General features: G+C 73.8%; 9 protein-coding genes and 1 riboswitch. Of the genes, 6 read left to right on the top strand and 3 right to left on the bottom strand.

All coding sequences use genetic code 11. The features are described 5' to 3' along the window. Window positions 1-88: 88 nt before the first annotated feature. Both ACFWIC_RS09890 and ACFWIC_RS09895 read right to left on the bottom strand, forming a co-directional pair. Entirely contained in the window at window positions 89-949 is an 861-nt protein-coding gene (locus ACFWIC_RS09890; protein WP_355400393.1) for a CbtA family protein, read from the bottom strand. 17 nt (window positions 950-966) lie between these two features. Further along, the gene (locus ACFWIC_RS09895) at window positions 967-1,191 is read right to left on the bottom strand and encodes a CbtB-domain containing protein (RefSeq protein ID WP_329875685.1); all 225 of its coding nucleotides are present in this window, start codon (window positions 1,189-1,191) and stop codon (window positions 967-969) included. Between the two features lie 61 nt (window positions 1,192-1,252). Then, a riboswitch (cobalamin riboswitch) is annotated at window positions 1,253-1,339 on the bottom strand. A gap of 176 nt (window positions 1,340-1,515) precedes the next feature. Between ACFWIC_RS09895 and ACFWIC_RS09900 the strand changes: the two genes are divergently transcribed. Next, window positions 1,516-2,124, top strand: a complete 609-nt coding sequence (locus ACFWIC_RS09900; protein ID WP_380357598.1) for a histidine phosphatase family protein — start codon at window positions 1,516-1,518, stop codon at window positions 2,122-2,124. A gap of 243 nt (window positions 2,125-2,367) precedes the next feature. On the opposite strand, the gene ACFWIC_RS09905 is transcribed toward ACFWIC_RS09900, so the two are convergent. After that, window positions 2,368-3,957 (bottom strand): FAD-binding oxidoreductase, encoded by a 1,590-nt coding sequence (locus ACFWIC_RS09905; RefSeq protein WP_380517437.1) that lies wholly within the window; start codon window positions 3,955-3,957, stop codon window positions 2,368-2,370. A gap of 362 nt (window positions 3,958-4,319) precedes the next feature. On the opposite strand from ACFWIC_RS09905, the gene ACFWIC_RS09910 reads away from it, so the two are divergent. The 5 genes from ACFWIC_RS09910 (at window position 4,320) to ACFWIC_RS09930 (ending at window position 12,447) form a co-directional block, all read left to right on the top strand. Continuing rightward, window positions 4,320-4,841 carry a MarR family transcriptional regulator gene (locus ACFWIC_RS09910; RefSeq protein WP_329875677.1) on the top strand — a complete coding sequence of 174 codons (522 nt, stop codon included), beginning with the start codon at window positions 4,320-4,322 and terminating at the stop codon, window positions 4,839-4,841. Window positions 4,842-5,052: 211 nt separating this feature from the next. Next, on the top strand, window positions 5,053-5,520 hold the full coding sequence (locus ACFWIC_RS09915) for a hypothetical protein (protein ID WP_380517440.1): 468 nt from the start codon (window positions 5,053-5,055) through the stop codon (window positions 5,518-5,520). 86 nt (window positions 5,521-5,606) lie between these two features. Further along, window positions 5,607-6,473 carry an NmrA family NAD(P)-binding protein gene (locus ACFWIC_RS09920; RefSeq protein ID WP_380517443.1) on the top strand — a complete coding sequence of 289 codons (867 nt, stop codon included), beginning with the start codon at window positions 5,607-5,609 and terminating at the stop codon, window positions 6,471-6,473. 369 nt (window positions 6,474-6,842) lie between these two features. After that, on the top strand, window positions 6,843-10,916 hold the full coding sequence (locus ACFWIC_RS09925) for a Pls/PosA family non-ribosomal peptide synthetase (protein ID WP_380517445.1): 4,074 nt from the start codon (window positions 6,843-6,845) through the stop codon (window positions 10,914-10,916). 145 nt (window positions 10,917-11,061) lie between these two features. Then, window positions 11,062-12,447: a M1 family metallopeptidase gene (locus ACFWIC_RS09930; RefSeq protein WP_380517593.1), complete on the top strand. Its 1,386-nt coding sequence runs from the start codon at window positions 11,062-11,064 to the stop codon at window positions 12,445-12,447. The last annotated feature ends 1 nt before the right edge of the window (window position 12,448 follow it).

A 12,448-nucleotide genomic window follows, 5' to 3' on the forward strand; every position in this document is an offset into this window, starting at 1 on the left:
CTGCGGCCCCGCAACGCAGCCGCGCACGACTCGACCCCGCCTGCGCGCCTTCGGCGGGGTCGAGTCGTGCGCGGCGGGGAACTGCCCGTCAGACCGCCGGAGCGGGGACGGCCGTACGGTCCTCGGCAGGCGCGGCGGGGGTGAGGGCCCGCTGTGCCAGGGCTCCGAAGACCAGGGCGAACCCGGTCCAGAGCACGACCTGCAGACCGATCGAGGCGAGCCGGAAGTCCCACATCAGCCCGGCCGGGAAGCCGTCCGGGATCGCGTCGTCGTTGGACGGCAGGACGACGGCGAGCACGGCCATCACCACGGCGTAGCCGAGACCGGCCGCGACAACGGCGTTCCACGTGCCCAGACGCGGGGCCAGGCGCTTGCCGAGGATCACCGCGGCGACGCCGATCAGCACGCTGAGGGCGATCATCAGGAAGAACAGCGCCGTGCGCTTCCCGATGGTGTCCGGATTGCCGACCGCCGGCGGCATCGCCGGGTACTTGAGGAACGGCACCAGGTAGATCGTGGTGAACGCGGCGCCCGCGACCAGCGCGGCGGTGGCCCGGGGGCCGAACCGGCCGATCCGGCCGAGGGCGAAGCAGAACGCCAGCGCCGCGACGCCGCCGACGGCGACGCCGTACACCAGCACCCCGGTGGCGAGGCCGGCCGTGGACTGCAGGTCGCGGCTGACCAGCTCCTCCTCCTCGTCACCGGAATCGGCGGTGCCGGCGGCCTCGTGGGAGTCCTCATGGCCGGCGGCGGGTTCGGCCTCGCTCCCGTGGTGGTGCCCGGCCGGGGCGGACTGTGACTGCTCCTGGGCGATGGCGTCCGAGACGGGGCCCTCGCCGACGGTGTAGGCGAAGAGGAAGGCCACCAGCCCGGCGAGCAGGCCCGCGAGCAGGCCGCGCAGCAGCAGCTTTCCGACGGTGCCGGAGGAGACGGTTGCGGAGTTGTTCATCGGTGCTCGGTCTCCGGTCAGTGGCACGGGAAGCCGAGCAGGTGGCGGCCGTCGTGCACCCACTCGTGCACGGTGGCCCCGGAGAAGACCGAGGTGGCGCCCTGTTCGGCACCGACGAAGTACAGCAGGACCAGCATCAGGGTGCCGAGGAACAGCGCCCAGGGAAGGATGGCGCGGATCGGCAGCGTGGCCGGGGCGGAACCGCCCACGGGCAGGCTGGGAGAGAGTACGGACTGGGCCATGGCAGGACCTCCTGGGGGAAACACGCGTCCCGTTCGGTGGAGCTCTGACGACGGCGGTCGGGTCTGACTTGCCGGACCCCGCCGTTGCGTGAGGCGGCCGGTTCCGGCTTACAGTGGCGCGACCGTGCCGGATTCCCACCGGACTTCCGTCTCGCCGTCGTCTTCAGTTGTCGCAGCAGACCGTAGCGCCCGGGCGGCGGCGGCGCCAAGGGCGTGCACCGAATCGTTGCCGCGCGGTCACCTGCGCATTTGTCCGCGGGCGGGCGCGGAACGCGGTACTCCGAGGGGCTCCCAAGGGTGACAGGTGTACGAAGGGGGAAGGACATGACGGTACGGGTGATCTTCGTCGCACCGGCGATCGGACCCGAGCTGCGGCAGGCCCGGTTCGTCGGCGAAGGATCCGCGGACGGGGTCGATCCGCTCGACGCCGCCGGGATACGCGCCGCCCGCGCTGCCGCACCGGGCCTGCCGGCGGCCGCCCACCGGTTCGTCTCGCCCACCGCCCGCTGCCGCCGCACCGCCGAGAACCTCGGCCTGCCCGACGCCGTGGACGAGCCCGCGCTGCGCGGCTGCGCGACGGGCCGATGGAGCGGGCGGACCCTCGACGAGGTCGCGGCCGAGGAGCCGGCGGCCGTGATGAAGTGGCTGGCCGATCCGGCGGCCGCGCCGCACGGCGGCGAGTCGGTGCGGCAGTTGTGCGCCCGGGTCGGCGCCTGGCTCGACGGCACCGCGGCCGCGCTGGCCGGGCGGGTGCTGGTGATCGCCGAGCCGGACGTGGTCCGGGCCGCCGCCGTGCACGCCCTCGGCATCCCGGACCACGCCTTCCGCCGGCTCGACGTGCCACCGTTGGCGGGCGTCGAACTGACCGGGCGGGCGGACCGCTGGAACCTGCGTCTGGGCCTCGTCCGGCCCATCACGGATGGAGCCGGATGACGGGGGCAGCTCCTGCGACCGCGCCGGGGCGCCCGTCACAGCGTTCGCCCAGTGACCGGGTGCAGCTCTACGACCGACCGGCCGACGCCCGGTGGGCCCGCACGGCCACCTCGACCCGGACGGCGTCCGCGGCGGCCCCGCACCTCGTGGCCGCGCACCGCCCAGGCGCTCTGAGCCGCGGCTCCACTCACCCCACCGGCATCACCCGATTACCGGATGGTCGACACGCCTCTGCGTGCTCGGTCAGGACGGCAGGGTGATCGACTGGGCGTGGTGGAAGACGTTCTTGGGATCCCAGGTCTTCTTGGCCTTCTGCAAGCGGCTGTAGTTCTGCTTGTAGTAGAGGCGCTGGTAGGCGGGCCGGTCGTCGCCGGCCACGCCCAGGTCGATGTCCGGGTAGTTGACGTAGGCGCCGTCGGTGTCGGTACCGATCTCGGGAACGCCTCCGGTCGCCCGGTACGCGTCCCGGTAGAGGCCGCGGAGGAACGCCAGGTGGTCGGCGTCCGCGGCCGGGTCCGTCCAGTACGTCTGGTACTGGAGCTTCATGACCGAGTCGCGCTGGGGTGCGGCGGTCTCGGTGGGCCCGCGGTCGTTCACCCGGCAGCCGTAGGAGTCGATCTGGACCAGCGTGTTCGTCAGGTCGACACCGGGGACCTCCCTGGTCAGCCACGTCCAGAACGACTCGATCTGCGCCGGGGTGAAGGGTCGCCGGTGATAGGCCGACTTGTACTTGCCGCGCTGGTTGGCACCGGAACCGTTGACCGTCATCGTGGCCTGGAACCACGGCAGCCGGCGCCGCTTGTCCGGGTAGGGCAGGTAGAGCCTCCCCGCGCTCCGGGTCTGGACGGTCGACCTGGTCCTCATCCCGGACTCCACCAGCGCGAGGAACTCGTCCAACGGCGCCGGATCCTCCTCGTCCCACTGGCTGAACAGGACGACGTTCCCGTTCGACCGGTGGGTGAGGTGGAGGATGGAGAACAGTCCCTGGTACACCGTCTCCTTCCGGCCGCTGTAACGGGCGAAGAAGGCACCGAAGTTGTCGAGCAGGGTCCGGAAGTCCTCCGGGCGCCGGACCAACGCGTCCCACGGCCAGGCGACACTGCTCAGCCACACCTGCGGCGGCGGCTTCGGCAGGGCGTGGGCGAAGTGGTAGCGCAGGACGATGCCGAAGTTCCCGCCGCCGCCCCCGGTGTGCGCCCAGAACAGCTCACGCTCCGGCGAGCCCTCCGGATCACCCCGGTGGGCCGTCGTCACCTCCACCCGGCCACCCCGGACGGTGACCACGTCGACCTGGACCAGGTGGTCGACCGTCAGCCCGTGGCGCCGGGAGAGCAGCCCGTACCCGCCTCCGCTGATGTGACCGCCGGCTCCGACCGAGTAGCAGGAACCCGCCGGGATCGTGACGCCGTAGGTGCGGAAGAGGGTGGTGTAGACGTCCCAGTTGGTGGCGCCGCCCTCGACGCAGTAGGTGGCCGCGCCGAACTTGTCGGTCCCCGTGCGGACCCCGCGCAGGGTGCTGAGGTCGAGGATGACGCCCTTGTCGTTGTCGACGAATCCCTCGTAGCAGTGGCCGCCACCGCGGACCGTCGGCCGCAGCCCGCGGTCGAGCGTCGTCCGCAGCTCCGCCACCGCGTCGGCCTCGTTGCCGACCAGCCGGATGTGGTTCGGCCGGCTCCGCCAGCGCTGGTTGAAGCCCTGGCTGAGCGTCTCGTAGCGGGAGTCCGAGGGGAAGACCGTCCGCCCCTCCGGGAGCTCGACCGGATCGGCCTCCGCACGGCCGGCGGCGCCGGCGGTCAGGCCCAGCGAAGCCGCGGAGACGCCGGCGGCGGTCATTCCGGTGCTGCCGAGAAAACCTCGACGGGAGAATTCACGGCTCATCGACCACCCGCTTTTCCGACTCCGATATTCCGGCACGGGAAAGCTACCACCGGTTCCTGATGATGTGAATCCCTGCACGAACTAGTGTGACTGTATATTCTTCCCGACCTCTTTCCGGAATCGACTCGGGACTCCACCCGGCAACCCCGGCGACACCGCCGACCGGCACTCCGGGAGGTCTCGGCGGACGCACGCCGAAGGAGAGGGGCACTTCGGCGACGCCGACCGCACCACCGCGAAGGCCGCACTCCGAAGACCCGCCGCACCGCCGGGAACCCGACTTGACGAGCCATCTAGTTAGGCACCATATTACTGCCATGACCCCACACCACGAGGTCGACGGCGGCGCACCGACGCTCGACCAGGCACGCAGACAGCTCTCCCGGTACGGCCTGGCGGCCGATCCGCAGGCGGTCCTGGTCGCTGCACGCCTGATGGCCGCCGCCTCCCGACTGGGACAGGCCGGCGAGGCGCACTTCGCGCGGTTCGGCCTCTCCACCGGGCGGTACCGACTGCTGGCCGACCTGGAGGACCACGGCGGCGAGAAGTCCCCCTCCCAGCTGGCCGCTTCGCTCGGCGTCTCCCGGGCGACCGTGACCGGCCTGGTCGACGGCCTCGAACGCGGCGGCCTGGTCGCCCGCCGACCGTCCACCGAGGACGGCCGGGGCAACGTGGTGGTCCTGACCACCCGCGGATCGGAACGCCTGCGCGACATGGCGCCGGAACACTACGAACGGATGCAGGCCATGGTCGGCGGCCTCTCGATCGAGGAGCGCACGGTGTTCCTCGACCTGCTGGCGAGGCTGGTCGAGGGCATGGAGGCCCTGACCGCCGACTGACCGGCCGCGGACCGACCGGCTGCCGACCGGCCGCCGACCAGCCAGGGCCTCCGACCGACCGACGGCCGACCCCGCACCGGTCGGCCACCCCGACAACAGCGCGCAGCATCGGACCGCCCGGCGAGAGTCGGCGGCCCGACCGCTCCACGGCCACATAGTTAGTTACCTAATCACTAATACTTAGCCACCTAAGTATATCTCGGGAGTTTCCATGCCCAACAGGCAGAACATGCCCACCGATCCGGACGACGCCCGGCCGCCGTTCGTCCTCTGGCGCGAGGTCCTGGTCGCCTACGCCATGCCGGCCGCCATGGCCGGAGCCGGCGGCCTGGCGACCGGGCAGTCCCAGCTGCTGATCGCCGCCGCGACCACCATCGCCGGCACCTCCGCCGTCGTGGCCGCCCTGGTCGGCGCAAGGCTGCGCCGACGTCCGGCCGATTCGTGGAGCACCCATGCGCCGCGCACGCTCCTCGCGGCCGGCGCCGGACTCTGCGCCGCCGCGATAGGCCTGGCCCTCGGCTGGTCGGGCGCCCACTGGCTGCCCCGGGTGCCGGCCCTCGCGGACAGCCCGTGGCCGGACCGGCTCCGGATCGACCTGCCGGTCTCCGCGGCCATCGCCGCGACCATGATCACCTGGCGCTGGCGCAGCACCCGCCCGCGCCGCCGCCGGGCGCACTGAGAACCGTCCGCCCCCTTGACCCGCGCGGCACGGGCACCCCGCCGCGCGGACCGGTCCCACCCACACCCACGGAAAGAGATCCAGAGATGATCGTCATCATGGGCGCCACCGGCGCCACCGGCGGAGCCACCCTCCGCAGCCTGACCGCGCGGGACATCCCCGTCCGCGCCCTCAGCCGCGACCCGGCCCGGCTGCTGGCCGGACTCGACGACCGCACCCGCCCGCTGGTCGACGCGGTCGCCGCCGACGCCGGCGACCCGGAGTCGCTGGCCGCCGCCTTCAAGGGCGCCCGACAGCTGCTCCTCACCATGGCCAACGGCCCCCAGCAGGTCGAGCACGAGCTGCGGACCGTCGACCTGGCGGCCAGGAGCGGTGTGGAGCACATCGTGAAGATCTCCGCCCCGGCCGCCGAGCCGGACTCCCCCGTCGCCGTCTCCCGGGGCCACCACCGGATCGAGGAGCACCTGCGGGCCTCCGGTGCCACGGCCACCGTCCTGCGCCCGTACGCGTTCATGCAGAAGCTGCTGCTGCTCTCGCCCGGCATCGCGGCCGCCGGGCTGATCCACGGCGCGACGGGCAGCGCCCGCTGCAACTACGTCGACTGCCGGGACATAGGCGACGTCGCGGCGGCCGTCCTCACCGATCCCAGGGCCGCGGGCGGCGTCCACGAGCTCACCGGTGGACGGGCGTACAGCCACCAGGAGATCGCCGAGCTGCTGAGCGCGCTGCTCGGCCGGCCGGTGCGGTACATCGACCTGGCCCCGGCCGAGCTGCACGCCCACCTGGTCTCACGGGCCGGGATGCCGGACTGGCTCGCCACCCACGTGGTGGAGATCCAGCGGCTCGCGGTGGAGCGGCCGGAGTCGCCGACCGACGCCGCCACCAGGCTGACCGGTCGCGCTCCGCGTACCCTGGAGGCATTCCTCCGCGAGCATCTCCACCGGTTCCACTGACCCCTGCCGGACACCCCGACGGGCCCGCCGATCCCCGGACGGCGGGCCCGTCGCCCCGAAAGGAGCCAATCCGATGTGGCGTGGGTCACGACCGGAAAACACATCTGACGGTCCGTCAAAATGACTGATTGGCCGTCACATCAATGAGCCGGTCGCGCAGTTGTTGACTGACGGACAGTCAGATTCGGTCATTTCAGCGCCAGTTGGGAAGAGTGTCGGTCGGTACGCCGTTCATCACCCGGGGCTACCATCGGTCGGGTTGTCCGCTCCGGCCCCGGAGTGGGGTCACCCCGTCAGGCGGTTGCTCCCACCGCCCCCAAGGGTCGAGCATCGGTCGGGACGGGGCAGGACAAGGAGCGCACGGCTGTTATGACAGCTGAACCGAACCAGACGGAGGCGGGCGACACGGCTGCGAGCCGGACGGCCGCGGACCACACGGACCCGGCGACCGCGGACCGGCCCTCGCCGGAGCCCACGGCCCCCGGACCGCACCCCGGCGACGGACCGCACCCCGGCGACGGGCCGCACGCCGTCGACGGACCGGACACCGACGGCAAGCACGCCCGCTACCCGGGCCGCCCCGCGCCCGCCCCGCGCACCCTGATCGACATCCTCGACGCCAGCGTCCGCGACCACCCGGCCGAGCCGGCCCTCGACGACGGCCACACCGTCCTCAGCTACCGCGCGCTCGCCGCCGAGGTCGAGCAGCTGCGCCGCCGCCTGGCCGCCGCCGGCATCCGCCCCGGTGCCCGGGTCGGCGTCCGCGTGCCCTCCGGCACCAACGACCTCTACGTCTCCATCCTCGCCGTCCTCGCGGCCGGGGCCGCCTACGTCCCGGTCGACGCCGAGGACCCGGACGAGCGCGCCCAGCTGGTCTTCGAGGAGGCCGCGGTCGCCGCGATCCTGGGCGCCGACCGCTCGCTCACCATGACCGCGGGCGCGGCCACCCCCGAGGCGGCCACCGCCGGCACACCCGGATCCGGAACGCCCGCCGCCGACCTGCCCACCGAGACCCGCCCCTCCCCCGCCGACGACGCCTGGATCATCTTCACCTCGGGCTCCACCGGCCGCCCCAAGGGCGTCGCCGTCACCCACCGCAACGCCGCCGCCTTCGTCGACGCCGAGGCCGCGCTCTTCCTCCAGGACGAGCCCATCGGCCCCGGCGACCGGGTGATGGCCGGGCTCTCGGTCGCCTTCGACGCCTCCTGCGAGGAGATGTGGCTCGCCTGGCGCTACGGCGCCTGCCTGGTGCCCGTCCCCCGCTCCCAGGTGCGCAGCGGCGCCGACCTCGGCCCCTGGCTCGCCGAGCAGGAGATCACCGTGGTCTCCACCGTGCCGACGCTGGCCGCGCTCTGGCCGGCCGAGGCGCTGATCGAGGTCCGGCTGCTGATCTTCGGCGGCGAGGCCTGCCCGCCCGAGCTGGTGCAGCGCGTCGTCACCGAGGGTCGCGAGGTCTGGAACACGTACGGCCCCACCGAGGCCACCGTGGTCGCCTGCGCCGCGCTGCTCACCGGTGAGGGGCCGGTCCGGATCGGCCTGCCGCTGGACGGCTGGGACCTGGTCGTCGTCGACGAGGCCGGCGAGCCGGTCGCGCCGGGTGGCACCGGCCAGCTGGTGATCGGCGGCGTCGGTCTGGCCCGCTACCTCGACCCGGAGAAGGACGCCGAGAAGTACGCGCCGCTGCCGTCGGTCGGCTGGGACCGCGCCTACCGCAGCGGCGACCTGGTGCAGGCCGACCCCGAGGGCCTGCTCTTCCTCGGCCGCGCCGACGAGCAGATCAAGCTCGGCGGGCGCCGGATCGAGCTGGGCGAGGTCGACGCGGCGCTCCAGGCCCTGCCGGGCGTGGCGGGCGCGGCGGCGGCGGTCCGCACCGCGCGCGGCGGCAACCAGCTGCTGGTGGGCTACCTGGTGACCTCCGAGGGCTGGGACCGCGAGCAGGCCGTGGCGCGGTTGCGGGCCGAGCTGCCGGCCGCCCTGGTCCCGTTGCTCGCGACGGTCGACACGCTGCCCACCCGGACCTCCGGCAAGGTCGACCGGAACGCGCTGCCGTGGCCGCTGCCCGGGCTGCAGCCCACCGGCCCGACCGAGGAGCTGTACGGCACCGAGGCCTGGCTGGCCGAGCAGTGGACGGAGATCCTCGGGGTGCCGGTGAGCGGCCCCCGGGAGGACTTCTTCGCGATCGGCGGCGGCAGTCTGGCCGCCGCCCGGCTCACCACCCTGCTCCGGGCCCGTTACCCGAGCGCCGCGGTGCTGGACATCTACCAGAACCCGACGCTGCGCAAGCTCGCCCGGCACCTGGAGCGCTCGGCGGCGGAGCGCAACGAGGTGCGGACGATCGCGCCGGTCCCGACCCGGGCCAAGGTCCTGCAGTTGCTCCTGCTGGTCCCGCTGTTCACGGTGGTGGGGCTGCGCTGGACGGTCGCCCTGCTGGCGCTCGGCAACCTGCTGTCGCACCTCGACGGTTTCGCCTGGGCCCCGACCGCCTCCTGGTGGGCGGTCGGGGCGGGGGCGCTGGCGCTGTTCAGCCCGCCCGGACGGCTCACGGTCGCGGCCGGCGGCGCCCGGCTGCTGCTGCGCGGCCTGCACCCGGGCAGCTACCCCCGTGGCGGTTCCGTGCACGTGCGGCTCTGGGCCGCCGAGCGGCTCACCGAGGTGAGCGGGGCGACCACGCTCTCCGGGGCGTGGCTGGTCCGGTACGCGCGGGCCCTCGGCGCCAAGGTCGGTCCGGAGGCGGACCTGCACTCGCTGCCGCCGGTGACCGGTCTGCTCAAGCTGGGCCGCGGCTGCGCGGTGGAGGCCGAGGTCGACCTCTCCGGGTACTGGCTGGACGGTGACCGGTTGGAGGTCGGGCAGATCAAGATCGGCGCGGGCGCCGTGATCGGCACCCGCTCGACCATGCTGCCCGGTGCCCGGGTCGGCAAGCAGGCCCAGGTGGTGGCCGGGTCCAGCGTCACCGGGCAGATCCCGACCGGTCAGCGCTGGGGCGGCGCGCCCGCCGTCAAGCTGGGCCGCACCGAGCGGTTCTGGCCGAAGGGGCGCCCGGTCCGCCACGCGCGCTGGTCCGCGCTGTACGGGGCCAGCGGCACGGCCCTCGGCCTGCTGCCGCTGCTGCCGGCCGTGGCCGGTGTGGCGGTGCTCTCCCTGTTCGTCGATCCCGCGGACGGTCTGGGCGGGGCGCTCGGCGGCGCCCTGCTGGGCCTGCTGCCCGCCACCCTGGCGTACGGCGTGGTGTACGCGGCGCAGCTGGTCGCGGCGGTGCGGCTGCTCTCGATCGGCCTGGTCCCCGGGGTCCACCCGCTGCACGGCCGGGTCGGCTGGCAGGCCTGGTCGGTGACCCAGCTGATGGACCAGGCGCGCGAGATCCTCTTCCCGCTGTACGCGGGGCTGGTGACGCCGCTCTGGCTGCGGGCGCTGGGCATGCGGGTCGGGCGTGGCGCGGAGGTGTCGACGGTCCTGGCGCTGCCGAGCCTGACCACGGTCGGCGACGGTGCGTTCCTGGCCGACGACACCCTGATCGCGCCGTACGAGCTGGGCGGCGGCTGGGTGCGGCTGGGCGAGGCGAAGGTGGGCGAGCGGGCGTTCCTCGGCAACTCGGGGATGACCGCTCCGGGCCGTTCGGTGCCCAAGCGGGGGCTGGTGGGCGTGCTGTCGGCGACGCCGGCGAAGGCGAAGAAGGGCAGCTCGTACCTGGGCATGCCGCCGATGCGGCTGCCCCGGGCGGCCGACAAGGCCGACCAGAGCCTCACCTACGAGCCGCCGGCCCGGCTGCTCTGGGCGCGCGGGCTGGTCGAGGTGGGCCGGCTGCTGCCGGTGCTGGCCTCGGGGGCGCTCGGCGCGCTGATGCTGGCGGCGCTCTCCTGGGTGGCGGTCGAGTGGTCGCCGCTGGCGGCGGCGCTGCTGTCCGGTCTGCTGCTGCTGGCCGCGGGCGGGGTGGCCTGCCTGGTCGCGGTGGCGGCGAAGTGGCTGCTGGTGGGGCGGTTCCGGGCGGTGGAGCATCCGCTGTGGAGCGGTTTCGTCTGGCGAAACGAGCTGGCGGACACCTTCGTCGAGGTGCTGGCTGTACCGTGGCTGGTCGGCGCGGTGCCGGGCACGCCGCTGCTGAACGTGTGGCTGCGGGCGCTCGGTGCGAACGTCGGGCGCGGGGTCTGGTGCGAGAGCTACTGGCTGCCGGAGGCGGACCTGGTCACCCTCGGGGACGGGGTGTCGATCAACCGGGGCTGCGTCGTGCAGACCCACCTCTTCCACGACCGGATCATGCGGATGGATACTGTCGTCCTTGGCGAGGGCTCCACCCTGGGGCCCGGCGGCATCGTGCTGCCCGGCAGCTCGGTGGGTGCGCGCAGCACACTGGGCCCGGCCTCGCTGGTGATGCGCGCCGAGTCGGTCCCCGCGGACACGCGGTGGCTCGGCAATCCCATCGAGGTGTGGCAGACCACCTCCTGACCACCGTTTCCCCCGCCCGCCGCCACGCCGCCCCCCTCCCCCTGTCGCAGGAGCGTACGACCCGGTGAAACCCCGCCCGGTGCAGTCCCAGCAGTCCCCGCAGATCCCGCAGCCCCCGGGTCCTCCGGCCGCCCCCGCGGCGCCGGTGGGCTCCGTGAACGGTGTCCACCGGGGCCCGGCGGCGGCGCCCGCCGCCGGGCCGGACCCGTACTTCCCGAACAGCGGGGACCACCGGTACCGCGTCCACCGCTACGAGCTGGCGCTCGACTACCGGCCCGGCCCGAACCGGCTGGGCGGCACGGCCCGGCTCAGCGCCGTGGCCGTGACCGCGCTGCCCGAGTTCGCACTGGACCTCGCCGAGTTCCGGATCGGCCGGGTGCTGGTGGACGGCCGGGCCGCCCGGTACACCCACCGGGCCGGCAAGCTGCGGGTCCGTCCGGCGAAGGCGCTGACGGCGGGTGCGGCGTTCACCGTCGAGGTGCACTACACCGGCAACCCGAGGCCGGTGCGCAGCCCGTGGGGCGGCCTGGGCTGGGAGGAGCTGACCGACGGCGCGCTGGTGGCCAGCCAGCCGGTCGGGGCGCCGTCCTGGTTCCCGTGCAACGACCGGCCGGCCGACAAGGCGACGTACCAGGTAGCGGTCACCACGCCCTCGCCCTACACGGTGGTGGTCGGCGGCCGGCTGCTGACCCGGACCACCCGGGCGTCCAGCACCACCTGGGTGTACGAGCAGTCCGCGCCGACCTCGACGTACCTGGTGACGGTCTCGATCGGCCAGTACCTGCCGGTGGTGCTGGCGGAGCGCCCGAACGTGCCGCAGACCGGGTTCGTGCCGGAGCGGCTGGCCGGTTCGTTCGCCGCCGACTTCGGCCGGCAGCCGGCGATGATGGCGTACTTCGAGGAGGTGTTCGGCCCCTACCCGTTCGGCGAGTACGCGGTGGTGGTGGCCGACGAGGAGCTGGACGTGCCGGTCGAGGCGCAGGGCGTGGCGACCTTCGGCACCAACCATCTCGGGGGCGGCTGGGAGCGGGAGCGGCTGATCGCCCACGAGCTGGCCCACCAGTGGTTCGGGAACAGCCTGTCGGTGGGCGACTGGAGCCACATCTGGCTGAACGAGGGGCTGGCCAAGTACGCGGAGTGGCTCTGGTCGGAGCGGGCGGGCGGACCGTCGGCGGCGGCGAGGGCCGCCTCCGCGCACCGGCTGCTGGCCGGGCTGCCGCAGGACCTCCGGCTCGGCGACCCGGGCCGGAAGCTGATGTTCGACGACCGGCTGTACCAGCGCGGCGGGCTCACCGTGCACGCCCTGCGGCAGGCCCTCGGGGACACCGCCTTCTTCCGGATGCTGCGGGACTGGGCGGGTTTCCACCGGCACGGGACGGTCACCTCCGCCGACTTCCTGGCGCACACCGCCCGCTACACGCAGGCGCCGTTGGAGGGGCTGTTCGAGGCCTGGCTGAGGCGGCCGGAGCTGCCGCCGCTGCCGCCGGGCTCACCCGGCTCGACGGTCCGGGCCTGGTCCCCGCCGGCCTGAC

Origin of the sequence: Kitasatospora sp. NPDC127035, from assembly GCF_042726075.1 — a bacterium.
Taxonomy (GTDB): domain Bacteria; phylum Actinomycetota; class Actinomycetes; order Streptomycetales; family Streptomycetaceae; genus Kitasatospora.